This window comes from Streptomyces sp. NPDC045431, assembly GCF_040646655.1.
Taxonomy (GTDB): domain Bacteria; phylum Actinomycetota; class Actinomycetes; order Streptomycetales; family Streptomycetaceae; genus Streptomyces.
Map to the genome: position 1 here is coordinate 1 of NZ_JBEZAQ010000009.1, position 25,597 is coordinate 25,597.

The 25,597-nt window shown below is 73.9% G+C and carries 23 protein-coding genes; 10 read left to right on the forward strand and 13 right to left on the reverse strand.

Going from position 1 to position 25,597, the window contains the following annotated elements; genetic code table 11:
- Positions 1-279 (forward strand): hypothetical protein (locus AB0A69_RS19815; protein ID WP_361423220.1); only part of this gene is annotated, 279 nt, incomplete at its 5' end.
- Here the strand turns inward: AB0A69_RS19815 and AB0A69_RS19820 are convergent.
- A complete protein-coding gene (locus AB0A69_RS19820) occupies positions 201-848 on the reverse strand; it encodes a LysE family translocator (protein WP_361423223.1) in 648 nt (215 codons plus the stop codon). The genes AB0A69_RS19815 and AB0A69_RS19820 overlap by 79 nt on opposite strands.
- 497 nt (positions 849-1,345) lie before the next feature.
- Between AB0A69_RS19820 and AB0A69_RS19825 the strand changes: the two genes are divergently transcribed.
- Positions 1,346-2,686, forward strand: a complete 1,341-nt coding sequence (locus AB0A69_RS19825) for a PLP-dependent aminotransferase family protein (protein ID WP_361423226.1) — start codon at positions 1,346-1,348, stop codon at positions 2,684-2,686.
- Between the two features lie 748 nt (positions 2,687-3,434).
- On the forward strand, positions 3,435-4,181 hold the full coding sequence (locus AB0A69_RS19830; RefSeq protein WP_361423229.1) for a LuxR C-terminal-related transcriptional regulator: 747 nt from the start codon (positions 3,435-3,437) through the stop codon (positions 4,179-4,181).
- 158 nt (positions 4,182-4,339) lie between these two features.
- On the opposite strand, the gene AB0A69_RS19835 is transcribed toward AB0A69_RS19830, so the two are convergent.
- Entirely contained in the window at positions 4,340-4,816 is a 477-nt protein-coding gene (locus AB0A69_RS19835) for a (2Fe-2S)-binding protein (RefSeq protein ID WP_361423232.1), read from the reverse strand.
- Positions 4,817-4,831: 15 nt separating this feature from the next.
- Positions 4,832-7,171 (reverse strand): molybdopterin cofactor-binding domain-containing protein, encoded by a 2,340-nt coding sequence (locus AB0A69_RS19840; RefSeq protein WP_361423235.1) that lies wholly within the window; start codon positions 7,169-7,171, stop codon positions 4,832-4,834.
- A gap of 226 nt (positions 7,172-7,397) precedes the next feature.
- On the opposite strand from AB0A69_RS19840, the gene AB0A69_RS19845 reads away from it, so the two are divergent.
- Both AB0A69_RS19845 and AB0A69_RS19850 read left to right on the forward strand, forming a co-directional pair.
- Complete coding sequence (locus AB0A69_RS19845; RefSeq protein WP_361423238.1) at positions 7,398-7,688, forward strand: hypothetical protein; 291 nt, start codon at positions 7,398-7,400, stop codon at positions 7,686-7,688.
- A 113-nt stretch (positions 7,689-7,801) separates the two neighbouring features.
- Positions 7,802-8,206 (forward strand): VOC family protein, encoded by a 405-nt coding sequence (locus AB0A69_RS19850; RefSeq protein WP_361423241.1) that lies wholly within the window; start codon positions 7,802-7,804, stop codon positions 8,204-8,206.
- A gap of 20 nt (positions 8,207-8,226) precedes the next feature.
- Here AB0A69_RS19850 and AB0A69_RS19855 read toward each other — a convergent pair whose 3' ends face one another.
- The 4 genes from AB0A69_RS19855 to AB0A69_RS19870 form a co-directional block, all read right to left on the reverse strand.
- Positions 8,227-9,432 carry a VWA-like domain-containing protein gene (locus tag AB0A69_RS19855; RefSeq protein ID WP_361423244.1) on the reverse strand — a complete coding sequence of 402 codons (1,206 nt, stop codon included), beginning with the start codon at positions 9,430-9,432 and terminating at the stop codon, positions 8,227-8,229.
- A 191-nt stretch (positions 9,433-9,623) separates the two neighbouring features.
- Entirely contained in the window at positions 9,624-10,901 is a 1,278-nt protein-coding gene (locus AB0A69_RS19860) for a MoxR family ATPase (RefSeq protein WP_361423247.1), read from the reverse strand.
- 117 nt (positions 10,902-11,018) lie between these two features.
- Entirely contained in the window at positions 11,019-12,440 is a 1,422-nt protein-coding gene (locus AB0A69_RS19865) for a hypothetical protein (RefSeq protein ID WP_361423250.1), read from the reverse strand.
- 261 nt (positions 12,441-12,701) lie between these two features.
- The gene (locus tag AB0A69_RS19870) at positions 12,702-14,153 is read right to left on the reverse strand and encodes a glyceraldehyde-3-phosphate dehydrogenase (RefSeq protein ID WP_361423253.1); all 1,452 of its coding nucleotides are present in this window, start codon (positions 14,151-14,153) and stop codon (positions 12,702-12,704) included.
- A 296-nt stretch (positions 14,154-14,449) separates the two neighbouring features.
- On the opposite strand from AB0A69_RS19870, the gene AB0A69_RS19875 reads away from it, so the two are divergent.
- From AB0A69_RS19875 to AB0A69_RS19890, 4 genes are all read left to right on the forward strand, one after another.
- Entirely contained in the window at positions 14,450-15,319 is an 870-nt protein-coding gene (locus AB0A69_RS19875) for a hypothetical protein (RefSeq protein WP_361423256.1), read from the forward strand.
- A 55-nt stretch (positions 15,320-15,374) separates the two neighbouring features.
- Positions 15,375-16,748 carry a diacylglycerol kinase family protein gene (locus AB0A69_RS19880; protein ID WP_361423259.1) on the forward strand — a complete coding sequence of 458 codons (1,374 nt, stop codon included), beginning with the start codon at positions 15,375-15,377 and terminating at the stop codon, positions 16,746-16,748.
- Positions 16,749-16,811: 63 nt separating this feature from the next.
- Entirely contained in the window at positions 16,812-17,717 is a 906-nt protein-coding gene (locus AB0A69_RS19885) for an oxidoreductase (protein ID WP_361423262.1), read from the forward strand.
- Positions 17,718-17,867: 150 nt separating this feature from the next.
- A complete protein-coding gene (locus AB0A69_RS19890) occupies positions 17,868-18,512 on the forward strand; it encodes an adenosylcobinamide amidohydrolase (RefSeq protein ID WP_361423759.1) in 645 nt (214 codons plus the stop codon).
- Between the two features lie 20 nt (positions 18,513-18,532).
- Here the strand turns inward: AB0A69_RS19890 and AB0A69_RS19895 are convergent, their stop codons facing one another.
- From AB0A69_RS19895 to AB0A69_RS19920, 6 genes are all read right to left on the reverse strand, one after another.
- Positions 18,533-20,083: an MFS transporter gene (locus AB0A69_RS19895; protein WP_361423269.1), complete on the reverse strand. Its 1,551-nt coding sequence runs from the start codon at positions 20,081-20,083 to the stop codon at positions 18,533-18,535.
- A 158-nt stretch (positions 20,084-20,241) separates the two neighbouring features.
- Positions 20,242-20,514: a LuxR C-terminal-related transcriptional regulator gene (locus AB0A69_RS19900; RefSeq protein WP_361423272.1), complete on the reverse strand. Its 273-nt coding sequence runs from the start codon at positions 20,512-20,514 to the stop codon at positions 20,242-20,244.
- Between the two features lie 385 nt (positions 20,515-20,899).
- Entirely contained in the window at positions 20,900-21,781 is an 882-nt protein-coding gene (locus AB0A69_RS19905; RefSeq protein WP_361423275.1) for an oxygenase MpaB family protein, read from the reverse strand.
- Between the two features lie 184 nt (positions 21,782-21,965).
- On the reverse strand, positions 21,966-22,985 hold the full coding sequence (locus tag AB0A69_RS19910) for an FAD-dependent monooxygenase (RefSeq protein WP_361423278.1): 1,020 nt from the start codon (positions 22,983-22,985) through the stop codon (positions 21,966-21,968).
- Positions 22,982-23,533 carry an isoprenylcysteine carboxyl methyltransferase family protein gene (locus tag AB0A69_RS19915; protein ID WP_361423762.1) on the reverse strand — a complete coding sequence of 184 codons (552 nt, stop codon included), beginning with the start codon at positions 23,531-23,533 and terminating at the stop codon, positions 22,982-22,984. Before AB0A69_RS19915 ends, AB0A69_RS19910 begins: the two co-directional genes overlap by 4 nt.
- Positions 23,534-23,561: 28 nt before the next feature.
- Positions 23,562-24,629 carry a 3-oxoacyl-[acyl-carrier-protein] synthase III C-terminal domain-containing protein gene (locus tag AB0A69_RS19920; RefSeq protein WP_361423281.1) on the reverse strand — a complete coding sequence of 356 codons (1,068 nt, stop codon included), beginning with the start codon at positions 24,627-24,629 and terminating at the stop codon, positions 23,562-23,564.
- Between the two features lie 95 nt (positions 24,630-24,724).
- On the opposite strand from AB0A69_RS19920, the gene AB0A69_RS19925 reads away from it, so the two are divergent.
- The gene (locus AB0A69_RS19925) at positions 24,725-25,576 is read left to right on the forward strand and encodes a UbiA family prenyltransferase (protein WP_361423284.1); all 852 of its coding nucleotides are present in this window, start codon (positions 24,725-24,727) and stop codon (positions 25,574-25,576) included.
- The last annotated feature ends 21 nt before the right edge of the window (positions 25,577-25,597 follow it).

Sequence of the window (25,597 nt, forward strand, 5' to 3'; positions counted from 1 at the left end):
AACACCCCCTACGGCACCGGTGGCCGTCTCGACGGCTACGAGATCCGCACCGCGGCCGTCGCCCGTGGCGTCCCGTGCCTGACCACGGTCCAGGCGCTGGCCGCCGCCGTCCAGGGCATCGACGCCCTCAACCACGGCGGAGTGGGCGTGCGTTCCCTCCAGGAACACGCCCAGCACCTCACCGCGGCCCGCCGACGGGATCAGCCCGAACTGGCCGGGGCCGAGGTGTCCATGGCGACCGAGACGGCCAGCAGGCCGAGCGCCGTTCCCATCATGTAGCGCTGCACCTTGAGCCAGGAGGGGCGGCGGGCGAGGAAGACGGCGATGGTGCCGGCCGCCAGGACGATGGCCAGGTTGATGGTGAGGGCCACCGCGATCTGGACGGAGCCGAGCAGGATGCCCTGGAACAGCACGTGCCCCGCCTCCAGGTTGATGAACTGCGGGATAAGGGCGAGATACATGATGGCGATCTTCGGGTTGAGCAGGTTCGTCATCAGGCCCATCATGAACAGCTTGCGCGGGGAGTCGTGGGGGATGTCCTGGGGAGCGAAGACGGAGACACCTCCGGGCTTCAGAGCGTTCCACGCCAGGTAGGCGAGGTACGCCGCGCCGGCCAGCTTCACGGCGACGTACAGCTCGGGTATCGCGATGAAGACCACGGACAGGCCGAGGTTCGTGGCGAGCAGGTAGACCACGAACCCGAGGGCCACCCCGCCGAGGGAGACGACCCCGGCACGCCGCCCCTGGGTGATGCTCCGCGAGACGAGGTAGATCATGTTCGGTCCGGGGGTGAGCACCATCCCCAGGGCCACCATCGCGACACCGAGTACTCCGCTCAACTCAACCATGGCTGCCCGCCGCTTTCTGTGCGAATCCGTGATGCGCCGTCGCACCCGAGGAGTCCTCGTGGGTGCCGGGCGGCAGCGCGGAGAGGTCGTGGACGATGTCGTGCAGGAGAGCGGATCGGCCGCACCGGGGCGGCGGGAGGGCGGTCCGGCTCGGGGTCACGCGGGCCGTGGTGTTCACCGGCGGAAGGTTCCTTCCTTGCGGAGTGTTCTCAGTTCTTCTGGTCGAACCAGCCTTGCTGTTACGGCCGTTCCGGTTGTTCGCACTGCTTCTACGGTGCTTCTACGGTGCTTCTGCGGTGCTCCGACGTTGCCCCGACGGTTTCGACTGGCTCCAACTCAAGTAATTCCAGCGGCGGTTCGGGGAACTTCCGCTCGGTTGCCGAGCCGGGCGTCGGAGCAACTCGAGTGTAAGCTCCATCCTTTCCTCGGTTCAATCCGCAATATTGAACTCGGGGCAATCCTGTGCTTCGATGCGATCGGTACGGGAGGCGAGGGCAATGACGGACTATCGGAACGTCGCGGACGCGGTGGCGGAGGAGATCAGAGCGGGGCGGCTCCGAACGGGCGACCGGCTTCCCGCACAACGGGAATTCGCCCAGCAGTACGGCATCGCGAACTCCACGGCCACGCGCGTCTATCAGGAGCTCGCCCGCCGGGGCCTCACCGTCGGCCACGTGGGCCGCGGCACCTTCGTACGCGCCGCTTCCGCCGCGACCGCCGCCCCCGCCCTGTCCGAACCCGCGGACAGCCGGGTCGACCTGGAGCTGAACTACCCGGTGGTGCCCGAGCAGCCCGGGCTGCTCGCCGCCGGGCTCGGCAAGCTGCTGCACCCCGAGTGCCTGGAGTCGGTGCTGCGGCCGGTCGGCCCGGCCGGCACCGCCGCCGCGCGCGAGGCGGCGGCGGATCTGCTGGTACGCGGCGACTGGCGACCGGATCCGGCGCGGGTACTGTTCGCCGGGAGCGGCCGGCAGGCGATCTCGGCCGTCGTCGCCGCGCTGACGCGGCCGGGCGCCCGGCTCGGTGTCGAGGAGCTGACCTACCCGGTGCTCAAGGCGATCGCCACCCGGCTCGGAGTGACCCTCGTGCCCCTGGCGATGGACGAGGAGGGGCTCATCCCCGAGGCGGTGGAGGAAGCGCACCGCGCCGGCCCGCTGCACGCCGTCTACGTCCAGCCGACCCTGCACAACCCGCTGTCGCTCACCATGCCGGAGCGGCGGCTCGATCACCTGGCCGATACGCTGCTGACCTGCGGAATCCATGCGATCGAGGACGCCGTCTGGGCCTTCCTCCGGGATGATCTGCCGCCCCTCGCCTCGCGTGCGGCCGAGCGGACGGTCCTCGTCGACAGTCTGTCCAAGCGGGTGTCCCCGGGCCTGTCGCTCGGGTTCGCGGTGGCTCCCGCCACCGTCGCGGGCGCTGTCGCCGCGTCGTTGCGCTCCGGCGGCTGGGCGCCCATGCGGTTCCCGCTGGAGGCGATGGCCCAGTGGCAGGCGGACGGAACCGTACGGGCGCTGGTACGGGCCAAGCAACGGCAGGCCGCCGCACGGCAGGAGCTCGCCGAGCGCCATCTCGGCGAGTTCGTGACGCGCGGCGATCCCCGCTCGTACTACCGTTGGTGGGAGCTGCCGAGTCCGTGGCGTGCCGACACGTTCGTCGCCGCGGCGGCGCGGCACGGCATCGCGGTGACCCCGGCCGCGGCGTTCTCGGTCGGGCGCCACCGCGCCCCGCACGCCATCCGCCTGGGCCTGGCCTCACCCGGAACGGGGACCCTCTCGCGGGCCCTGGAGACCCTGGGCGACCTCGCCCGGTCGACCCCGGACGACCTCGCCCACGACTAGCGCCGACACGGCGGGCCGCAGGACGGCAATCCGTGCCGGCACCCTCGATTCGTCTCACATTATGAGACGAATCGAGGGGAAATCACGGGCGAAAAAGGGCCTGATAGCGAATTGCGTGGTCCGTGCTCTTCGTGTGTCAGCCCCAGGCCGAGTCGTACCGCACGTGAGGGGTGGGGGGTGTGGGCGTGGAAAGGCAAGTGTGTGCAGCGCTGACGGTCCAACACATATCGTCACCTTATCGATGTGATTGTTTCCACGTTTAACGGTGCGCGGTTCCTGTGCGTGAAACTACCGGTGCTGATTCTGATGAACCGGCTTCCGGAAGGCGTCACTTCTGTTTCGTTCGGCCACTTTCTTTGCGTCACATCCATCCTGCGCATATTCCGGCGGCGATGCGAGCCTGACTGCCATCCTGATCGCGAACTGCGGCAACACGAAGGATGGGCAAATGCGTCAACATTCGGACATAGCAGCAACTTCCGAAGTGGTACGCCTGTGTGAAGAGGGGTTGCGGTGGTACCGCGAGGCGCTGGAGGCGGGGACGGTGGCGGGGGATGTGCCCCGGTGCCTCATCCGGTGCGGGCTCCTGAGGCCGCTGCCCGGGGGACAGGACCTGTACGTCCCCGTTCCTCCGAAAATCGCGGAAGCGCAGCTCACGCGACCCGTGGAGCGCGACATCGAACAGCGCCGGAAAACCCTGGAGTCGCTGCGCTCCTCCTTTCTCACAGCGGAAGCCGTCTATCGAAAAGTGCAGCGCCAAGCAGAGCTGCCCATCGAGCACCTGGGTGGCGAAGAGGTCATCGGAGAGGCGTTGCGGCTGGCCGTCGGGTCCTGCAAGGAGGAGCTGCTCACCGCGCAGCCGGGCGGCGGCCGTTCGCCCGCGCTGCTCGCCGAGGCCCTGCCCCGCGACCTCGCACTCGTACGCAAAGGGGTACGGCAGCGCACGCTCTACCAGCACAGCGTGCGGTCGCACGGCCCCACCCTCGCGTACATCGAACAGGTCCTGGCCGAGGGCGCCCAGGTGCGCACGCTGGACGAGATCTTCGAACGCGTCATCATCTGTGACCGCTCGATCGCCTTCATCCCCGGTGCACCGGAGCGGAAGAGCGCCGCACTGGCCATCCGGCACCCCGGTGCGATCGAGTTCCTCACCAAGGTGTTCGAGCACATGTGGGAGCGGGCGGAGCCCATTGCCCTCGCCACCGAACAGCACCGTCCCGACCTGCTCACCAACTCCGTCCGCAGGACCGTCCTCCGCATGGTCGTGACCGGCCACACGGACGAGACCATCGCGGCCCGGCTGGGCGTGAGCGCCCGTACCGTCTCCACCCACATCCGGAAGGTCTCCGAAGCCCTGGGGAGCCGCAGCAGGGCCGAGCTGGGGTACCTCCTGTCCCAGCGGCGGCTCCTCGAACCGGAAGGCTCCCTCTTAGGCGAGACCCCACGCCCTCAGACGCGCCCACGCCGGCAGACCACGCGCGAACACTGCGGCTGACGACCCCGCTTCCCCGCCTCCGGAACGCGTACCCGGGTGGCCTGACATCGTTGTACCGCCGCCGGTGGACCCGGCGGCGCCTTCACGTCCGTACGGCACCGGGGCGCCGACCCCGGTGCCGCCCGCTCCCGCACGGCCGCTCACCTCTGCGCGACCGCTCACATCCGCTCGGCGCCCGCCTTGATCGCCTCGCGGATACGGGGGTAGGTGCCGCAGCGGCAGATGTTGCGCAGCGAATCGAGGTCCTCCTCGGTGACCTTGCGGCCTTCCTCCGCCACCCGGCGGACCAGCGCGACGGCGGCCATGATCTGGCCGGGCTGGCAGTAGCCGCACTGCGCCACGTCGTGGTCGAGCCACGCCCGCTGCATCGGATGCAGCTCCGCGCCCACCGTGGCCGCGAGCCCTTCGATCGTGGTGACCTCGTCGGTCGGGCTCAGGTCCTTGACGGGGACCGCGCACGGGTTGACGGCCCTGCCGTTGAGGTGGCTCGTACACGCCTTGCAGACGTTGATGCCGCAACCGTACTTCGGCCCGGTGACCCCCAGGACGTCGCGCAACACCCACAGCAGCCGCACGTCGCCGTCGACGTCGACGGTGACCTGCTCACCATTGAGGCGGAACGTGTACTCCGGCACGTGATCTCCAAGTTGTCAGCGGACGTGGTCCAGGCCGTCGGTGGGGGACTGGGGGATCGGCGGGACGGTCGGTTTGGGGATGAAGGAGAGCGTGCCGTGGTTGATGGGGAAGGTGGTCGGCATGGTTCCCGTGGCACGGCCGTAGGCACAGGCGACCGCGGCCATCGACGCGGCGACCCCGAGCTCCCCGGCGCCACCGGGCTCCCCCGTGGTGTCCGGCATCACGATGACCTCCAGCTCGGGTGGCGTGTTCCACTGCCGGGTGTAGAAGTAGTTGTCCCAACTGGCCTCCAGGAAGTACCCGTCCCGCAGGTGGAGGCCGGCCGTCAGCGTCTGGGCGATCCCGTCCATGACGCAGCCCATCATCTGCGCCTCCAGCCCACGCGGGTTGACGGCGAGCCCGACGTCCACGGCGACGACCGCTTTGGTGACGCGCGGTCCCGTCACGCCGTCGCGGACGGGACGGCCGACGGTCTCGGGCCGGCAGTCGATCTCCACCAGTACGGCGCTGACGGAGTGGTACTCCGAGTGGAAGGCGATGCCCTGCGCCGTGCCGGCCGGCATGGACCTGCCCCACTCCCCGGCCTCGGCGGCCTTCTCCAGCACGGCCCGGGCGCGATCGTCGCGGAGGAACGCGCGACGGAACCGGAACGGGTCCTTGCCCATCTTCGCGGCGAGCCGGTCGACGACGAGCTCCCGGGCGCAGGTGACGTCCGGCGAATAGACGTTGCGCATGCTGCCCGTGTTGAAGCCCTTGGCGGTTTCGCTCAGCAGCCGGCTGGTGACGCCGAAGTCGTACGGCATCGACTGGGAGAGCTGGAAGAACGTTTCGGCGAACCCGATGTCGCCCACCGGCAGCTGCGCGGCCATCGCGGTGAGGATCTCGCCGAGCCCGTGGCCGAAGTCGGTGGAGACGCTCGTGTGCCGCTGCTGGTAACCGAGGACGGTGTCACCGGCGTACGCGACGCGCACGCGCGAGGTGGCCATGGGGTGGGTGCGCCCCTGGCGGGAGTCGTCGGCCCGGTGCCACATGAGCTTGACGGGCTTGCCGATCCGCCGGGAGATCTCGGCGGCCTCCAGCGCGGCGTCGAAGAACAGCTTGCGCCCGAAGGAGCCCCCGCCTTCGGTGACGTGCACCCTGACCGCGCGCGGCGGCAGCCCGAGCTTGGCCGCGATGGTCTGCTGCGCGACGATCGGGGCCTTCAGCGACGCCCAGATCTCGGCGCGGTCGGGCCGTACGTCGGCTATCGCGCAGTTGGGCTCCAGCGCGCTGTTGCCGCGGAAGTGAAAGGTGAACCGGCCTTCCGCGACCGGGGTCAGCGGCGGCAGCCCCAGGGGCAGTTCGGCGGCCCGCAACTCCTTGCGTACGGACTCGTCGGACGCGCCTTCCACGGTGCCGGGCTTCCACGACACCCGCAGGGCGCGCACGGCGTCGACGCACTGGCCGAAGGTCTCCGCGCGCACCGCCACCCCGGTGGAGACGACCGCGACATCGGTGACGCCCGGCATGGCGCCGACCTCGTCGAGGTTGGCGACCTCGCCGACCCTGCCGTTGATGGTCGGCGGACGGCAGACCATGGTCGGCTTGGCGTTCGGTACGTCCAGGTCCATCGTGAACTTCTTGCGCCCGGTGACCGCGGCGAGCGCGTCGATCCGGTCGTGCGGCTTGCCGATCACGGTGAACCGCTCACGCGCCTTCAGCTCCACGGACATCCGCTGTGTCGCGGCGCTCGCGGCCTTCCCGGACAGCTCCCCGATGCCGATGCTCCGGCCCGCCGGGCCGGTGACGACCCCCGCCTCCAGGCTGAGGTCGGTGACGGCCGCCCCGAGTTCCCCCGCCGCCGCCTGCAGCAGCCGGGCCCGGGCCAGGGCGGCCGCGACCCGGATCGGCGTGTACGTCGAGACGGTCGTGTTCGATCCGCCGGTGAGCTGGTTGAACACGAGCTCCGGGCGGGCGTCGGCCAGCGTGACCCGGACCCGTTCCACCGGTACGTCCATCTCCTCGGCGATCAGCATCGCCGTCGACGTGGTGATGCCCTGCCCGACCTCGGCCCGCGGCAGGGCGAACGACACGGTGCCGTCCCCGTTCACCTCGACCGTGATCAGGTGCGCGGTCGGCAGGGCCGCCGCGGTCATCACGTCGTTGAGGTCGAGCAGTTCGGTGAGGTCCGGTGAGGGGATGCCCGCCGACGGGACGCCCGGTGCGGGGACGCCGGCCGCGGCGGCCCCCGGCGCCGGACCGAACTCGGCGGCGGTCACCAGGGTCGGAGCGGCCAGTACGTAACCGAGGAACCGGCGCCTCCCGAGGGCGGGCGCACCGGGCACGGGCTGACTCGTACGATCAGGACCGGTCATCTCCTCATCTTCCCCTCTCGTCACTCGATCCCGCCCGGGAGCGGCGGAAACCCGCGCCCCGGCGGCATCGGTCTGGCTTGGAACGGGCGGTTCGCGTCGGGGATTTCCAGCTGCTGTGGACCGCCGCCTCCACCGCACGGCGCGGCGGCCGAGGAGACGCGGCCGCACCGCACCCCTATGGCGTAACGGGCCGCATCCTCCGCCGGGGCGCGGCGTTGGTCGGGCTGTGACCAAGACGCAACGTGTATTCGCCGCCCTCGTCCTCGCCGCCGGCACCACCGCGCTGACCGCCCCCACGGCGGACGCGGTCGGCCTCCCCATCGGGCCGAAGGGGCCGTCCCTCCTCAGCCAGGCCGAAGATCTGATGATGAGCTCCATGCCCCCGGAGCGGCGCTCCGAGGTGCCGAGGGTGTCCCAGCAGCTCGGTGGGCTCAGCGGGCTGCACCGCCTCGGAGAACTCCAGCAGCTCGTCGCTCCGGTGGCGCCCGTGCTCGGTCTGGTGCCGGGACTCCGCTGACAAGGCACCCCGCTACTGTGGACGGACGGTCTCCCGGTGCTCCCGGGCGACCGTCCGTCTGTCGTACGAGCGGTCCCGGCCGGGAGGCCCGGACCACCGGAGGGGGTGGCCCCGTGCGGGTCAAGGATTTCGACCACGTGGTGCTCAACGTGGAGGACGTCGAGCGGTCCCTGGAGTTCTACTGCGGACCCCTCGGCCTGGAGCCGGTGCGGGTCGAGGAGTGGCGGGCCGGCAAGGTGCCGTTCCCGTCCGTACGGGTCAGCCCGACGATGATCATCGACTTGTTCAAGCGGCCCCGCGGCGAGTCCAACGTGGACCACATCTGTCTGGTGGTGGACCCCGTGGACTGGCAGGAGGTCATCGACTCCGGCCGGTTCGACGTCCTGGAGGGCCCGGTCAGCCGCTTCGGCGCCCGCGGCTCCGCCCAGTCCGTCTACGTGCGGGACCCCGACGGCAACACCGTCGAACTGCGCTGGTACCCGCAGGACGCACAGGACGCGCAGGACGCGCAGGACTGAGCCGGAGCGACCGGGCCCTCTCAGCCGATGGTGACGACACGCGCCCACGCCGGCGGCGTGGCCGGGACGTAGTCGGGGTTCCGCTCGCTCCTGGCGCGGGTGGGGCGGGGGAAGAGGCCGACGACCGTGCGACAGGGCGGTGGCGCGGACGGCCAGGGCGTCTGACCGTCCGTCAGGGCGACGATGACGTCCGGGCGCGGCCCGGAGCGGAGCGCCCGGGTGAAACCGGAGCGCAGGTCCGTGCCCCCGCCGCCGATCAGCTCCATGCTCTCGGCGCGGCAGAGCGGGACGGCGATCCGGGCCGCCGCGTCGCAGGAGATCACCGACACCAGGTCGCGCCGCCCGCCCACCGCCCGCGCGATGGCCGCCACCTCCAGCAGCGCGCTGCCCAGCTCCGCGTCGCTCACCGACCCCGAGGTGTCGATCACGACGCAGACCCGGGGCGGCGTACGGCGCAGACTGGGCAGCATCACCCCGGGAACACCGGCCGAGCGCCGGGACGGGCGCCGGTAGCTGTGGTTCTCGCCCGCGCCCGGCGCACCCACCGCCGAGCGGATCGCCGCCCCCAGCAACTGCCGCCACGGCTGTGGGGGGTGGAACGCCTCCTCCGCCCACCGGCGCCACCCCTCCGGCGCGCTGCCCGGCTTCCCCTTGATGCCCTCCGCGACCCGGAAGCGGACCGCGTCCCGCTGCTGCCTGGTCAGCCCGTGTGCCCCGTCGGGCCCCAGCTCCCAGGGGCGCTCCTGCCCGTCGGCACCACTGCCGCAGTCCAGCCAGGCGAGCTCCGCGACGAGCCCGGACATCGACGCCGTGCGCAGGTACTCCTCCATCAGCAGCCCGTCGGACAGCCGCAGCATGCTCGGGAGCACCACGCCGGCGGGCCTGGGCAGGCCATCGCCGTAGATGTCGTCGTTGATCTCGAAGTCCGCCGCGATGTTGCGCCGCAGCCTCTCACCCGGCCCGTACGCCTCGTGCTCGCGCGCGTACCGCTCGCCCCGCCCGTGGTGGTCCCGGAGCAGATGCGAGACCTCGTGCACCCAGACGCCCGCCAGCTCCTCCACCGGGGTGCGGGCCACGAAGGCGGGGGAGACGTAGCAGCGCCAGTGCGCGTCCACCCCCATCGTCGGCACCGACCGGTCCTCCACCACGTGCAGGGCGAAGAGCGCGTCGGCGAGGTAGGGGCGGACCTTCACCGCGTGCAGCCGGGCCGTGAGCAACTTCTCCATGTCCAGCGGGAGTACGGGCCCGCGGGCCGGCCCGCCGGAGCGGGGCGACGGCTGCGGCGCGGGTCGGGACATCGCAGGTGGCGCCGGACGTGGCGCCGGGTACGGGACCGGGCGCGGCACCGGGCGTGGACCCCGCAGTGGGCCCGGCCCGGGCCCCGGTCCCGTCACCGGGCGCTGAGCGGCGGGCCCCGTCATCGGCGCGCCCCCGCCGCGGTTCCGGCGCCGGCCGTCGCCGCGACGCGGCCCACCGACCGGTCCGCCCCCTGGGCGAGGCCGATCACCCCGGTCAGCCGCTCCACGGCCTGCGGCACCTCCCAGTCGTCGCGCCGCAGCGCCGCCAGCGTCGTCGCCGGAGCGACCAGCAGGTCCGGGGCGCCGGTCTCCAGCGCCCGGACGAGCACCGCCCACCCCGCCTCCCACCGCTCCCGCTCCGGCCGCGCCCCGACGGCGGCCACCACCGCCTCCAGCGTCGCCTGACGCAGGTCGCCCCGCTCCGGCAGCTCGGCGGTGGCCGGATCGGCCAGCAGCGACTCCGGGTCCGGCAGGTCCATCCGGTCCAGATGGGCGAGGAGTTCGAGCCCCGGCCCGTCGCCCACGGCTCCCCGCACCAGCAGCGCCAGCACCTCCCGGGAGGCGGAGGCCGCCGTACCGAAGGCCAGCAGTGTCAGCGCGGCCTCCCAACTGCGCGGCGACGGCCAGGCGCCACCGCGCCGTGTCTCGGTACTCGGCAGTCGGTGGATCAGCGTCGGCCGCGCCTTCAGGAAGCCGCAGACCGCGCGCCGGGCGAACGCCACCGCCTCCGGCAGCAGCTCCGGCACCAGCCGGGGCAGCTCCGCCCGCGGCCAGACCCCGCCGAGCCCGCGCACCACCACCTCCCGGTCGTGCACCCAGTACAGGTGCACGAACCGGTTGGCCAGCGGCGGGCTCAGCTCCCAGCCGTCCGCCGCGGACGCGCGCGGATTGGCGGCGGCCACGATCCTCACCCCTTCGGGCAGTTGCAGCTCACCGACCCTCCGCTCCAGGACGACCCGGAGCAGCGCGGCCTGCACGGCCGGGGTGGCGGTGGACAGCTCGTCGAGGAAGAGCAGACCCCGCCCGGCCCGTACGAGCTCCACCGCCCACTGCGGCGGCGCCATCGGCACGCCGCGTACCGCGGGGTCGTCGCCCACGATGGGCAGCCCGGAGAAGTCGGACGGCTCGTGGACGCTGGCGATCACGGTCGTGAGCGGCAGGTCGAGGGAGGCGGCGAGCTGCGTCAGCGCCGCGGTCTTGCCGATGCCCGGCTCACCCCAGAGCAGTACGGGGAGGTCGGCGGCGACGGCCAGCGTCAGTGCTTCGAGCTGCTCGTCGGGGCGCGGCTCGGTGGTGGTCGTCCGCAGGAGGGCGAGGAGGTCGTCGGCGACGGCGAGCTGGGCATCGGTCGCGGCGGCGCCGGTGGCCGGGGCGGGCAGGAGCGTACTCGTGGTCATGGGCATCACCTGGGTGGGAGAAGGGGACGGGACGGCCCGTCCCGGAGGTCGTGAAGGCATGCGGCGCTCAACACGCCGTACAGGGAAGGCGGAAAGGGGGCGGCCGTGGGCCGCCGGTCAGGAGATCAGGCCGGTACGGGGCCGGGTCCGGCTGCTCCGCTTGTGGCGCAGCACGGAAGGTGTCCGGCGGTCGAGCCGCGGGCGGTGGCCGGCCTGCGGATGGCCCGCGCCCGAGGAGTTCGCGGCCGCCAGCGCCGTACCGGAAGCGGGGTGTACGGGGACCAGCCCCGAGCGGAAGAGCCCGTGGTCGACGCGGCGGTCGGCGGCCGCCCGCAGTTCCTCCCGGAGCGGCCCGTCGCGCAGGACCGCACCGGGCCCGAGCAGGCCCTCGACCACGGCGAGCGCCCCGGCGACGTCACCGTGGCGCAGCCGCTCCCGCACCGCGGGCAGTGCCTCCGGATCGCGGTGCACCGTGTCGATCGCCCGCAGGCAGGGCAGCGGCGGCCCGCCGAGCGCCACCAGGAGCGCCTCGCGGCGCAGTTGGTCCGGGTCGTGGTCGACCGCCGTCAGCACGCCGTCGCGCAGCGCGATCCGGTGGATCTCGCCCCGGCACTCCACCCGGTGCGGATCACCGGGCTCGGACACCGGGCGGACGACCGAGGCGGAGCCGTACGGCGCCAGCGCCTCGGCGACGAGCGGATGCAGCCGCTCCGGCGCGATCAGCCCGGCCCGCAGCAACTCCAGGTCGGGCAGGGCCCGGACCGCGGCCTCCGGCAGCACCGGCAGCGCCGCGGCCTCGTGCGGCGGCAGCGCCTCCCGCAGCGACCGCACCGTCGGGGCATGGCCGTCGTCGGGGGCGACGAGCGCGAACACGGCGTGACTGCGCGCCCCCAGCCGCACGGTGAAGGCCCCGCGAGCGGGCCGGCCCTCGGCACGCAACAGCGACTCCGCCTCGGCGGCCCATCGTTCGGGGAACGGACCGCGGCCTGACGGCGGCTCGCCCGTACCGCACCGCCGCGCCAGTTCGCCGCTGCGTGCGGAGTCCCAGAGGTGCCGGTGCAGGTCCAGCCGGAAACGCCGGTCGGGGTGCGGGTGCGGGTGGGCATGCGGGTGGGCATGCGGCCCCTCCCACAGGGCGAGGGCCATCCGCTGTCCGGCGTCCGCCCAGGCCGGCGGTGTCCGCACCACCAACTGCGGCGACGGGCCGCCGGGAGTCCCGTAACGGGCCAGCGAGAGGGTGAGGCCGGGCCGGAGCCGCCCGTCGGGGGCTATCCGGGGCATGTGCCAGCGCAGCAGATCCGGCGCCAGTCGGCGCAGGTCAGCACGGAGGCGGTTGGCGAGTTCGGTGCCGTGGCGGTCGCGCACGGCGCGCAGATCGAGATCGACGTCGATCCGGGCGGCGGCGCAGGCCCCCGCCCAGTCACCGACCGCACGCCGTGCGGTCGCGGTCTCGATCATGGACGGTGGCACGGCGTACTCGCGCACGCGCTGCCACATCAGCAGGCGGGTCGGAATCCCGTTCGCGAAGTGAGGTGCCATCAGCACTCACCCTGAGCGAACGAGTCCCCCAATCCGTACGAGGAGAAGTAGTTCATCACCGGCATCGTAACCATGCCGTTGACGATCTGTCAGCCTCCTTTTCCTCTGGGCGCCCTGGCCGCACCCCTCTGCTCGCTCGCCCGGGGGCGGCCGGCCTCAGGTGGCCGCCCCCGCTGAACGACGCGGACCCCGCCGCGGGCGGGTGCCGTGAGGCGCGCCGCCGCGGAGGGGTCCGAGGTCCGGAGGGGTCCGGGGCCGGGATCAGACCGCCGGGTCCGGGGCCGGGTAGGTCGGGTACTCCACCCCGGAGACGTGCTGGACGACACGGATGACCTGGCAGGAGTAGCCGAACTCGTTGTCGTACCAGAGGTAGAGGATGGCGTTGTCGCCGTCGACCTTGGTGGCGCCGGCGTCGACGATCGAGGCGTGGCGCGAGCCGACGAAGTCCATGGAGACCGCGTCGGGGGCGGTGGTGAAGTCGATCTGGCGCTTGAGCGGCGAGTGCAGCGAGACGTCGCGGAGGTACTCGAGGACCTCGTCGCGGGTGGTCTCACGGCCCAGGCGCAGGCTCAGGATGGCGATCGAGACGTCCGGGACGGGAACGCGGATCGAGCTGCCGGTGATCGGCGCCTTGAGGTCGGGCAGCGCCTTGGCGACGGCGGAGGCGGCACCGGTCTCGGTGATCACCATGTTCAGCGGCGCCGAGCGGCCGCGGCGGTCGGCCTTGTGGTAGTTGTCCAGCAGGTTCTGGTCGTTCGTGAACGAGTGGACGGTCTCGACGTGACCGCGCAGGACGCCGTACTCGTCGTCCATCGCCTTCAGCGGCGGGACGATGGCGTTGGTGGTGCAGGAGGCGCAGGACAGGACCCGCTCGTCCGGCTTGATGGTGTCGTGGTTGACGCCGTGGACGATGTTCGGGACGTCGCCCTTGCCGGGGGCGGTCAGGACGACCTTGTCGATGCCGGGGCGCAGGTGCTTGGACAGGCCCTCGCGGTCGCGCCACTTGCCGGTGTTGTCGATGAGGATGGCGTCCTTGATGCCGTACGCGGTGTAGTCGACCTCGGACGGGTCGTTCGCGTAGATCACCTTGATCGCGTTGCCGTTGGCGACGATCGTGCTGGTCGCCTCGTCGACGGTGATGGTGCCCTGGAACTGGCCGTGGATCGAGTCGCGGCGCAGCAGCGAGGCGCGCTTGACCAGGTCCTGCTCCCCGCCGCCGCGCACGACGATGGCGCGCAGCCGCAGGCCGTTGCCGGAGCCGGCCTTCTCGATGAGGAGGCGGGCGACGAGGCGGCCGATGCGGCCGAACCCGTAGAGGACGACGTCGCGTCCCTCGCGGCGCTCGATCTTGTTGGCGCCGGTGGCACCGGCGACGGCCTCGGCGGTGAACTCCTCCACCGACAGGCCGCGGCCGTCCGTCTTGTACGTCGCGGCGAGCATGCCGATGTCGATCTGGGACGGACCCAGGTCGAGCGTGGTGAGGGCGCGCAGGAAGGGCATCGTCTCGGTGACGGAGAGTTCCTCACCGGCGATCTGCCGGGCGAATCGGTGGGTCTTGAGAATGCTGACCACCGACTTGTTCACCAAGGAGCGGCTGTGCAGCAGGACGGTGACGTCCCGCTCCCGGTGCAGCTTGCCGATCATCGGGATCATCGACTCCGCGATCTCCTCGCGGGTCTTCCAATTGGTGAACGAGTCGTCGTTGACAGTCACAGGTCCATCTTTCGAGCTAGGCGGCGCTCATATGCTAACCCCATGGTTTTTTGATCGTTCATGAGGGTGCCCCCATGGCCTCGCGGGCCTCGTCGGCCCCTGTGGTGCCGGTGCCGCGGCGGCTGAAAAACGCCGCGTCGCATGCGGTTCACATGGGCATGATCGGACCGCTCGCTACGGCGCGTGACGAGGGGGTTACGTGGGGTGGAAACGCCTGTTCGGCATGGGTAAGGGCCGCGGGGCCGGCGGTCGTGCCGGTCGTGACCGAAGCCCGTGTGAATGACGTCATCAGAAAGTTGGACGGTCAGACGGGGGCGCTGACGGCGCTCTCCGGCGCGGTGGCCACCGAGCACCAGCGGACCCGTGAAGCGATCCAGGACGCTGCCGCGAGCCTGCGCCGGGATGGCCTGGATGGCCGGGATAGCCGGGAGCTGGAGGCTTTGGACGGCCTGACGGGGGAGATCCGCGCCCTGCGGTGCGACGTCGTCGAGGGGTTGGGCCGCCTCGCCGACGCGCCGCGGCCGGTCCTCGAAGGCGGCGGCGACGGTGTCACCGGTGAGCACGACGACCACCAGGAGGGGACGATGGAACGCGACGAGGAACACGCCGAAGAGGCCGGCCCCAGTGGCGACGGGGGCCGGAACGGGGGCCGGAACGACACCCCCGGCAAGGACGCGGAGCTCAAGAACGTCATCGAAGCGGCCTACCGCGGCGAGCGCGTGCCTCCCGGCCCGGCGGCCGCCGGGCCCGGCGGCGACGGCGAGGCGCCGCCCGAGCAAGACGTCGTCCACGGCGTGCTGCTGATGAAGGCGGCCGGTGTGGCCCGGGCCCAGTTGGTCGTGCACCAGCACCACTGGGAGTTCCTCGCCGGGCTCGCCGCCCACCACCCCCACTTCCGTACGCCGCACCAGGTCGAAGACCTCGGCGGAGGCAGGCTGCGGGTCACGGTGTCGGGCATGTCCCTGATCGCCCTGCTCATCAAGGTATGGCACACCCGCGCCGACGCCGAGGTGCTCGGAGCCGAGTGGGCCGTGGCCGCCACCGTCTACGGCCGCATCGCGGACCGGCTCTCGGGTGTCGGCGGCCCGGGGGAGCCCATCACCGTCGTCCTCGACGACGGTGTCGCCCAGGCGTCCGAGGACACGGCCCCGCCCGACGCCGCGTAAGGCGGCAAGGGGCCGCCGCTCCTACGATGTCCGGAGGCGAGGGAGGGGACGGCACATGGGGACCGGATGGGACGCGCACGGGCGGGTGCAGCGCGCGCAGCGGTGGTCGGCCCGGGCGTCCCTCACCGCGGCGGCGCTCGCGGCGTTGATGCCGCTGCTGTACGCGGGCGTCGGCGGCGTCCTGCTCCTCCTGGTCGGCGTCGCCGGCCTGGCCGCCACGGCGGCCGCGCTGTGGTGGGCGCTGACCACACGCGGAGCGGTACGGGTGGCGGCCGCCGCGCTGGCGGCGGCGACACCCCTCGCCGTCATCGCCCTGTTCGCGGCCGCGGGCCTGCTGAGGGCCCTCGCGGTGTCCTTCGCCCTGTGGGGCGTGGCCGTGTGGACCGGCCGGTACGCGCTGCGGAGCACGGGCCTGCGTCCCGTACGGGCCAAGGAGCACCGCACGCCGCCGCCGCGCCGGGCCGTGCTGTTCATGAACCCGCTGTCCGGCGGCTCCAAGGTGGCGCGCTGCCGCCTCAAGGAGAAAGCCGAGCGGCTCGGCGCGCGCGTGGTGCTGCTCGACCCGGTGCGGCACCAGGACGTCGCGGAGCTCGCCCGGCGCGCGGTGGCGGACGGCGCGGACCTGCTGGGCGTCGCGGGCGGCGACGGCACCCAGGCGCTGGTGGCCGCCGTCGCCGCCGAGCACGACCTGCCGTTCCTGGTCATCTCCGCCGGGACCCGCAACCACTTCGCGATGGACCTCGGCCTCGACCGCGACGACCCCGCCGCCTGCCTGGACGCCCTCACGGACGGCGTGGAACTCCGGGTGGACCTCGGCTTCGCCGGCGGGCGCCCCTTCGTCAACAACGTCTCCTTCGGCGTCTACGGGGCCGTCGTGCAGAGCCCCGCCTACCGGGAGGACAAGGTCGGCACGGCGCTGGACATGCTGCCCGACCTGCTCACCCGGCAGAGCGGCCCCCGGCTGACCGCCCGCGCCGGCGGCACGGTGCTCACCGGCCCGCAAGCCGTGCTCGTCAGCAACAACCCGTACCGCAGGGACGAGCCGTTCGGCTTCGGCCGTCGTGAGCGGCTCGACTCCGGGGTCCTCGGCGTCCTCGGCATCCGCGTGGACGGCGCCGCCGCGGCCGCCGGGCTGCTGCTCGACCCCGAGGCCAACGGGCTCACGGTGCTCACGGCCCGCGAGGTCGTCGTCGACGCCGACAGCCCCACCCTCGAGGTCGGCATCGACGGTGAGGCGCTGGTCCTGCCCGCCCCCGTCCACTGCCGCGCCGCACCGGGCGCGCTGCGCGTCCGCGTACCGCGGCTGCGGCCCGGGGTCCCCGAGGCGCCCCCCGCGCTGGACTGGCGCCGGCTGCGCAAGCTGGCGGCGGCGGTGGGCCGTACGGCCGTGACCGGACGCCCCGGGGGGAGCTCCGGACGGCAAAGGTGAGAGGTGTCCCAAAGGTGTCCCAAAGGGCTGGCGTCTTACGGGCGTTGGGGTGATCATCCCGGGATGACCTCACAGACCATCACCGCGGCGGCGTCGGGTACCTGGACACTCGGCGACCTGGAGATCAACCGCATGGGCTTCGGCGCCATGCGCCTGCCGCAGACCGGCGAGGCGTTCGCGCCCGACGCCGCCCCGCGCGACCGCGACCAGGCCATAGCCGTCCTGCGCCGCGCCGTCGAACTCGGCGTGAACCACATCGACACCGCCGCGTTCTACTTCTCCCGGCTGCGCTCCGCCAACGAGCTGATCAACCGGGCGCTGGCCCCCTACCCGGACGACCTCGTCATCACCACCAAGGTCGGACCCCACCGCGACCCCTCGGGCGAGTGGTGGCACGCCGAACCCGGGCAGCTGCGCGGCCAGGTCGAGGAGAACCTGCGCCAGCTCGGTCGCGACCACCTCGACGTGGTCAACCTGCGCATGCTCGGGAACCGTTCGATCACCGACCGCTTCGGCGCCCTCGCCGAACTGCGGGACGCGGGGCTCATCCGCCACCTCGGCGTCTCCAACGTCACCCCCGAACAGCTCGCCGAGGCGCGGGCCATCGCGCCGGTGGTGTGCGTACAGAACCCGTACGGCATCGGCGTACGGCCCGAGCACGACGCGTTCGTGCGCGACTGCGGCGAGCAGGGGATCGCGTTCGTGCCGTTCTATTCGATCGCCGGTACCGGGCGCGACGCGGGGGCCGGTGGACCGGACGGCGACGAGGTGCTCGCCGTGGCGCGCGCCCACGGCGTGAGCGCGGCGCAGGTCCGGCTCGCCTGGACGCTGCACCGCGGGCCGCACGTGCTGGCCATCCCCGGTACGGGTGACCCGGAGCACCTCACCGCCAACGTGGCCGCCGGTGCGCTGCGCCTCTCCGAGGACGACCTGGCCCTCCTGGACCGCCTCCACCGGCGAGCGGCGTGAGCCGGCTGACGCGCGGGTGCGGGCGCCGGCGCGGCTGCGCGTAGGATCAGCCGGTTCCGCCGTATCCGCGCCCCCGCGCCCTCCCCCGAGGAGCAGCCCCCGGTGTCCTCCACCCTCACCTCCCACGCGCCGCTGCCGCCCGCGCTGGCCATGGAGCGGCTCTGGCACGTGGAGGACGGCATACGGCTCCCCGCGCTGGTGTGGCGTGCGGGAGACGGCTGGCGGATGGCCAGCAGTGCGGTGCTGGGCGGCGGCATCGGGGAGCGGGCGTGGGTCCTGAACGCCCAGGTGCCGCACGGCTACCGGCGTACCGACCCCGCCCGGCACCTGGCCGCGCTCGCCCACCGCGCCGGTGCCCGCGGTGCCGGGGTCGGGCTGATGACGGCCGCGGACGTCACGCGGTGCGCCCACGCCGCCGACGGCGGCGTCGAGGCGGCCGTCACCGTCGGCCTGGGCGTGTCGACCTGGGCCGCCTCGCCGGAGGACGGCGAGGCCGGCCCGCCGCCGGCCGGGACGATCAACATCGTGGTCGCCGTCCCGGCCGCCCTGACCGACGCCGCCCTCGTCAACGCGGTGGCCACCGCCACCGAGGCCAAGGTCCAGGCGCTGCTGGAAGCGGGGCACGACTGCTCGGGCACGCCCACCGACGCCGTGTGCGTCGCCGCCCGCGTCCCCCGCCCCGGCGAAGAGCCGCACGCCTTCGCCGGACCGCGCTCACCGTGGGGCGCGCGGCTCGCCCGCGCCGTCCACCGCGCCGTCCTGGCGGGGGCCGCGGCGGAGCCGGGCCGGCGTTAGCGGCAAGCCCCCCGGCACAGTCAGACCGACGCGACCTCGGCGGACTTCTCGGGCGCCTCGGGGGCCGGTTGTGCCGGGGCGGCCGCCCCCTTCTCCGCGCGCCGCAGCAGCGCCGCGGCCAGCAGGCCGCCCACCAGCACGGCCGCCGCCCCGACCAGCTGGCTGGTCACCAGGCCGGAGGCGAACGCGTCCGCGATCCGCTCCCGCTCGCCCGCCGAGTCCGCGGCGGCCAGCGCCGCCGGGAGCGAGGCGGCCGCCGGGACCGGAACCAGCGCGGCGAACCGGGAGTTGAGCACCGCGCCGAGGACGGCGACGCCGAGGCCGTTGCCGAACTCCGTGACTGTGCCCTCGATGCCCGCGCCGACACCCGCCTTCTCGCGTGGGATCGCGTTCAGGACCGCCACCGCCATCGCCGGGTTCGCCAGCGCGCACCCCGCCCCCATCAGGACCAGCCCGACGAGCATGCCGCCGTAGCCGAAGCCCTGGGAGTCGAGCACCGCGACGACCGCGAGGCCCGCCGCGAGCAGCCCCATGCCGAGGGCGACGGACCCCGGGATGCCCACGGCCCGGCTGGCGCGGGCCGCGACCCCGGTGAAGTTCAGCAGCACGACGGTCAGCGCGAACGGCGCCGTGCGCAGCCCCGCCTCCAGCGCGCCGTACCCGTGCACGAACTGCAGCTGCTGGGTCAGCAGGTACAGCGCGCCCCCGCTGCCGAAGGTGATCAGCAGCGCCCCGGCGATGGCGCCGGTGAAGGTGCGGTCGCGGAAGAAGCCGAGGTCCAGCATGGGATGGGCGACGCGGCGCTCCCACCGTACGAAGGCGGTCGCGGTGACGGCGACGAGGGCCGCGCCCACCAGCACCGGCCCCGAGGTCCAGCCGTGTTCGGGCCCGGTGATGACGACGTAGACGAGCGACGCCATGCCCACCGTGGACAGCAGCGCACCGGGCAGATCGGGGCGCGCCCCGCCCGGAGCGGTGCTCTCCGGTACGAGCACGGCGGCCGCGACCAGCCCGAGCGCCACCACCGGCAGGTTGACCAGGAAGAGGGCGCCCCACCAGAAGTGCGCGAGGACCACACCGCCGACCAGCGGCCCGGCGGCGAAGCCCAGGGCGTTGACGGCGGCCCAGATGCCGATGGCCCGTACGCGCTCCGGCTCCGGGAAGACCTGGAGCGCGACGGCGAGCGTGGTGGTCAGCAGCAGGGCGGCGCCGACGCCCATCCCGGCGCGGGCGGCGATCAACTGGCCGGTGGACTGGGCCAGTCCGGCCGCCAGCGAGCCCAGCCCGAACAGCGCGAGCCCGGTCATGAGCATGCGCTTGCGCCCGTAGCGGTCGGCCGCGCCGCCCGCCGTGAGCAGCAGGCCCGACTGGACCAGCGCGTAGGCGTTGATGACCCACTGGACATCGGCGGCGGAGGCGCCCAGGTCCCGGGTGAGGGTGGGCACGGCGACGTTGAGGATGGTGTTGTCGAGGATCACCACGAGCTGCGCCAGGCAGATGACGCCCAGAATGAGCCAGCGCCGGGGGTGCCCCTCGGATATGACGGGGTGCTGCGGGGACACGGACGGCATGCGGCTCCTTCACGAGAATAACTTAGGGGAGCCTAACCAATCCCCGTGGGGGTCCGCGGGCGGGGTGGCCGACGTGGTGTTCCGGAGAAAGCGCAGGTGGAGGGGGGCATCCGCGTTTCTCCCGGGTCCGGGGGGACGCTCTCACGGCACAGGCGTCGTTACGCGCCCCGGCTTTCTTCGTAATCGCCGACAGGTGGTGCCGACAGGTGGTTGCGGACCGTGGCCACGGACAGCGACAGCCGCTCGGCGATCTCCCGCGTGGGCGTGCCGTCGGCGGCCATGCCCAGGACCTGCACCTCCCGCCGGGTCAGCGGGTTCTCGCCCGCGTCGAGCGCGACCAGCGCGAACTCCGGGTCGATGAACCGCTGCCCCCGCCAGCTTGCGCACGCCGTGCACCAGGCGGTCCGCCGGGGCGTTCGTGCTGATGACACCGGCGGCGTGCAGGTCCAGCACGCGCCGCAGCCGCTCCGGCGTCGCCGAGGCCAATCATCAGCAGCGTTCGGCACTCCGGCAGCCGTGCGCAGAGCTCGCCGCACGAGGCGAGCCGCTCGCCCTCCTGGGAGTCGACGTCGATCACGGCCACGTCCGGGCGGCACGGCTGCGCCCGCGCGAGCACCTCGCCGTCCCCGCCGGCCTCGGCGACCACCTCGATGTCCTCCTCGCGAGACAGGAGCGCGGCGAGCGCCCCCCCGCACGAGGCGGGTGTTATCGACGAGAAGAACGCGTATCAATGTCGCTGCCACCCGACGCGGTCGTTGCCCTGGGCCACCCCCGCGAACGCCCCTCCGCCCGTTATCTCCGCGTTCCCCGCGGATTTCAGTGCGTGCCGGGCGGCGGCGGCGCAGGAGCCAGCGCCCACCGGATCGTCCTGGTCAGCGCATGCCCGCCGGGCCGTACGCAGGCCGCCTCCACCACCGGCAGGTACGGCAGCCGCAGCAGCCCGCGCGCCCAGCGCGGCAGCGTGGAGACGGCGTTCGCGGCGAGGACGGCGTACGGGGCGCGGGCGACGGCCGGCAGCGGCGGGCGCAGCAGGAGGAAGCGCGCCGCCTCGCGGGCCTCCGGCGTGGCGCGCAGCTCCGGGCGGTAGGAGGCCAGCCGCTCGGCGAGCCCGGCCAGATCGAGGGGCGGGTCGACCACGCCGAGCGCGGCCGCGACGCGTGCCGTGTCGGCGACGTAGGCGTCGCAGCCCTCGGCGTCCAGCGGGTGGGCGCCGTAGCGCTGGTGGGCACACAGGAAGCTGTCCACCTCGGCGACGTGCACCCACGCCAGCAGGTGCGGGTCGGCGGCGTGGTACGGCTCCCCGTCGGCGGTCACGCCCTTCACCCGCTCGTGCACGGCGCGGACCCGGTCCACCGCCCGCTGGGCGTCGTCCGCGGCGCCGTACGTCGTCATCGCGAGGAAGGTACTGGTGCGCTGGAGGCGTCCCCAGGGGTCGCCGCGGTAGTCGGAATGGCCCGCCACGGCGGCCATGGCCAGCGGGTGCAGCGACTGCAGGAGCAGCGCGCGCAGTCCGCCGATGAACATCGCGGCGTCGCCGTGCACCTGGCGGATCGGCCGGTCCGCGGCGAACCAGCGGGGCCCCGGCGCGCCGTGGATACGCGCGCGGTTCGCCCGGCCACCCGGCCCCGCGACCCGGGTGAACAGCGTCGTGCCGAGCCGCTCCCGCAGCTCGGTGAGACCCGGCGCCGAGAGGTTCATCCGTCAAGTATCCGCCCGGGGCCCACCCCCTCGGCAAGAGCCATGCCGGTCGTGTTTCCTGTCCGGGGTCGCCCGTTCGGTGAGCGCGGTCCCGCCCGGGCCCCGCCCCCTGGGCGAACCCGTGCCGGTCACGTTCCCGCCCGGCCCCCGCCCCTTCGGCGGGAGCCGTGCCGGTCGAGGGCCCTCACCGCAGCGCGTGCACCCCCGCCGCGAACACCGGGGGAAGCCGGGACGCCACCGGTACGACCAGCCGGGCCGTGCCCGGCCGGCAGCTGAGCCGGACCAGCGCCTCCGTCAGCAGCCGGTGCCGCCGTGACAGCCGTCGCCAGGCCCCCTCGTACGCGCGCGGGCGGCCCGCCCGCAGACACGCCACCGCCGCCTCGGCCGACGCCAGCGCGAGCGCGACGCCCTCGCCGGTGAGCGCGTCCACGTACCCGGCCGCGTCACCCACGAGGAGCACCCGCCCGGCCACCCGGGCGCGCACCCGCTGCCGGAGCGGCCCGGCGCCGCGCACCGCGCTCGTCGGCGCCGCGCCCCGCAGCCGGCCGGCCACCTCGGGGAAGGCGTCCAGGTGCCGTTCGTACCCGCGTCGCACCGTGCTCAGCACCGCCACACCGACCAGGTCGTCGGCCACGGGCGTCACGTACGCCTCCCCGTACGGCGACCAGTGGACCTCCACGAAGTCCGACCAGGGCGCCACCCGGTAGTGCCGCCGCAGCCCGTAGCGCCGGGGCAGCCGGGGGCCCGGGAGCTCCAGGCCGAGGGCGCGTCGCACGGGGGAGTGGAGGCCGTCGGCGGCGACCAGCCAGCGCGCCCGCAGCCCCCCGGCGCTCACCCCGTCCGCGTCCTGCCGTACGTCGCCGACCCTGCCCTCCACGCACCGGACGCCCAGCTCGGCGGCCCGGCCCGCCAGCGCCGTGTGCAGGACGGTGCGGCGCACGCCGAGGCCCGTACCGTCCCGGAAGGCCGCCTGCGCGCGGTGGGGGCCGTCGACGTACCGGATGCCGCGCAGCTCCCGCCCCGCCGGGGCGAGGCCAAGCGCGCGCAGGGAGCGGACGCCGCCCGGCATGACGCCCTCGCCGCACGCCTTGTCCACCGGGCCCGGGCGCGGCTCCACCACGACGGCCTCCCAGCCGGCGAGCGCCGCGTGGATCGCCGCGGCGAGCCCGGCGGGCCCGCCGCCCGCCACCAGCAGGTCGATCACCGGGTGGCCTCCACGCACGGCGCCGCCCCGGGCGCCGCCCCCGGCGCCGACCTCAGTGCCGCCTCCTCGCACCGGACGCGTACCGACAGCAGCACGGCGTTGACCACCGTGAACACCACCGCCGTCAGCCACGCCCCGTGCACCAGCGGCAGCGCCAGGCCCTCGGCGACCACCGCCACGTAGTTCGGGTGGCGCAGCCACCGGTACGGGCCCCCGGACACCAGGGGCAGGCCGGGCACGACGAGGACCCGGGTGTTCCAGCGCGTTCCCAGCGTGCGCACGCACCACCAGCGCAGGGCCTGCGCCGCCGCGACGACGGCCACCATGGCCCAGCCGAGCACGGGCGTGAACGGCCGCCCGGCCGCCCACACCTCGGCGAGGCAGCCGGCCAGCAGCCCGGTGTGGAGCACCACCATCACCGGGTAGTGGCCCCGGCCGGACTCGACGCCGCCGCGCGCCAGGCTCCAGCGCGTGTGGCGTCGGGCGACCACGAGCTCCGCGACGCGCTCCAGACCGACGGCCAGCACCAGCACCGTGTACCAGACCATGTTCATCTCCCGACTCCGTCTCCCCGATTCACCAGCGCAGCAGGACCAGTTCGGTACAGAAGCCGGGCCCCATGGCGAGCAGCAGCCCGGGCGTGCCCGACGGCGGCCGCCCGGAGCCGGACGCCAACGTGTCGCGCAGGACGTGCAGCACCGAGGCGGACGACAGGTTGCCGACCTCGGCGAGCGTGCGCCGGCTCACGTCCAGGGCGCACCCCGGCAGGTCGAGCGCCTCCGCGACCGCGTCCAGGACCCGGGGCCCGCCGGCGTGGCACACCCACGCCGTCACGTCCTGCCGCCCCAGCCCCTGGTCCGCGAGGAAGTCGTCGACGTCCTCGGCGAGGCTCTTGCGCACGAGGTCGGGGACGGCCGGATCGAGGACGACGCGGAAACCGGAAGCGGTGACGTCCCAGCCCAGCAGCCGCTCCGTGTCCGGATACAGCCGGCTGCGGCTCGCCACCACGGTCGGGGCGGATCCGGCCGCCGGCTGCCGCCGGGCACCGCAGGCGACGACGGCACCGGCCCCGTCGCCGAACAGCGCGGTCGCGACCAGGTTGGCCGGTGACGCGTCCGCCCGCTGGAAGGTCAGGGAACACAACTCGACGGAGAGCAGCACGGCCACGTCGTGCGGGCGGCCCAGCAGGTAGTCGTGGACCCGGGCCAGCCCGGCCGCGCCCGCCACGCACCCCAGACCGAAGACCGGGATCCGCTTGACGTCCGGCCGCATGCCCAGGAGCCCGGCCAGCCGGGCGTCCACGGACGGCGCGGCGATCCCCGTGACGGACGTGAAGACCAGCAGGTCCACGTCGCGCGGCGACAGGCCGGCCTCGCGCAGCGCCCCCGTGACCGCCTCGGCACCGAGCTCGACGGCGGCCGCGATGAAGACGTCGTTGACCTGGCCGAAGTCGTCGAACCCGCCGTAGCGGTCCAGCGGCAGCACCGTGTGACGCGTGTTCACCCGCGCGCCACGGTGCAGCCGGTCGAGCGCGCGCCGGTCGGCACCGGCGGGCAGGCAGGTGCGGGCCACCATGTCGGTGATCTCGCGCTGGGTGTGCCGGTGCGGCGCCACGACTCCGTGGACGGCTGCGATCCGCGTCATCAGGGCTCCAGGTCGGGGTCGTCGTGCCCCCATGCCTGCCACCTTCCGGCGCGGTCGTACCGCCCGATCGCCCGCCCGGCGCCTACGATCCCCGCGTGGACGCCACCACCGACGCCGTACCCACCCGCCGCCGAGCCGTTCGCCCGGGCCTGCCGAGGGCCTGTCACCCGCTGCCCACGGCGGCCGTCACCCTGCTGGTCACGGCGCTGGCCGCCACGGCCGGGCACGACGCACGCGGCTGCCTCCTGGTGGCGGCCGCGGTGCTCGCGGGCCAGCTGTCGGTCGGCTGGTGCAACGACGCCGTCGACGCCCGGCGCGACCGCGCGGCCGGGCGGTACGCCAAGCCGGTGGTGTCCGGTGCGGTGAGCGTGACGGCCGTACGGGCCGCGGCCCTCGTGGCGCTGGCGCTCAGCGTGCCGCTCTCACTGGCCTGCGGCGCGCTCGCCGGAAGCGTCCACCTCGCCGGGGTCGCCGCCGCCTGGGCGTACAACCTGGGCGTGAAGGCGACGGTGCTGTCCTGGCTGCCGTACGCGATCGGGTTCTCCGCCCTGCCGTCCTTCGTCGCGCTGGCCCTGCCCGGCAGCCCGTGGCCCGCGTGGTGGGTGGTCGCCTGCGGCGCGCTGCTGGGTGTGGGCGCGCACCTGGCCAACGTGCTGCCCGACATCCCGTCGGACCTCGCGGTGGGCGTACGCGGCTGGCCCCAGCGCCTCGGCCCCGCCCGGGCGCGGGCGCTGATGCCGGTTCCGCTGGTGGCGGCGTCCGCCGTGGCGGCGCTGTCCGGAGGCGCCGGCCTCCCCGGCCTGCTCGCCCTGGCGGCGGCCGTCCTGGTCTCCGTCGCCGGCGCGGTCGCGGGGCGTCGGCGCGCCGAGGCGCCGTTCCGGGCGGCGATCGTGGTCGCGGCCGTCGACGTGGCGATGCTCGTGGGGCGGGGAGCCGGACTGACGTGACGGCCCGTCACATAGGATCCC

Excerpts from the sequence above, each read along its gene's own strand:
- AB0A69_RS19820 (WP_361423223.1), bottom strand. The coding sequence starts at position 848 with ATGGTTGAGTTGAGCGGAGTACTCGGTGTCGCGATGGTGGCCCTGGGG.
- AB0A69_RS19825 (WP_361423226.1), top strand. The coding sequence starts at position 1,346 with ATGACGGACTATCGGAACGTCGCGGACGCGGTGGCGGAGGAGATCAGA.
- AB0A69_RS19840 (WP_361423235.1), bottom strand. The coding sequence starts at position 7,171 with ATGACCGGTCCTGATCGTACGAGTCAGCCCGTGCCCGGTGCGCCCGCC.
- AB0A69_RS19855 (WP_361423244.1), bottom strand. The coding sequence starts at position 9,432 with ATGGAGAAGTTGCTCACGGCCCGGCTGCACGCGGTGAAGGTCCGCCCC.
- AB0A69_RS19860 (WP_361423247.1), bottom strand. The coding sequence starts at position 10,901 with ATGACCACGAGTACGCTCCTGCCCGCCCCGGCCACCGGCGCCGCCGCG.
- AB0A69_RS19865 (WP_361423250.1), bottom strand. The coding sequence starts at position 12,440 with ATGGCACCTCACTTCGCGAACGGGATTCCGACCCGCCTGCTGATGTGG.
- AB0A69_RS19880 (WP_361423259.1), top strand. The coding sequence starts at position 15,375 with ATGGGGACCGGATGGGACGCGCACGGGCGGGTGCAGCGCGCGCAGCGG.
- AB0A69_RS19885 (WP_361423262.1), top strand. The coding sequence starts at position 16,812 with ATGACCTCACAGACCATCACCGCGGCGGCGTCGGGTACCTGGACACTC.
- AB0A69_RS19890 (WP_361423759.1), top strand. The coding sequence starts at position 17,868 with ATGGAGCGGCTCTGGCACGTGGAGGACGGCATACGGCTCCCCGCGCTG.
- AB0A69_RS19895 (WP_361423269.1), bottom strand. The coding sequence starts at position 20,083 with ATGCCGTCCGTGTCCCCGCAGCACCCCGTCATATCCGAGGGGCACCCC.
- AB0A69_RS19905 (WP_361423275.1), bottom strand. The coding sequence starts at position 21,781 with ATGAACCTCTCGGCGCCGGGTCTCACCGAGCTGCGGGAGCGGCTCGGC.
- AB0A69_RS19915 (WP_361423762.1), bottom strand. The coding sequence starts at position 23,533 with ATGGTCTGGTACACGGTGCTGGTGCTGGCCGTCGGTCTGGAGCGCGTC.
- AB0A69_RS19920 (WP_361423281.1), bottom strand. The coding sequence starts at position 24,629 with ATGACGCGGATCGCAGCCGTCCACGGAGTCGTGGCGCCGCACCGGCAC.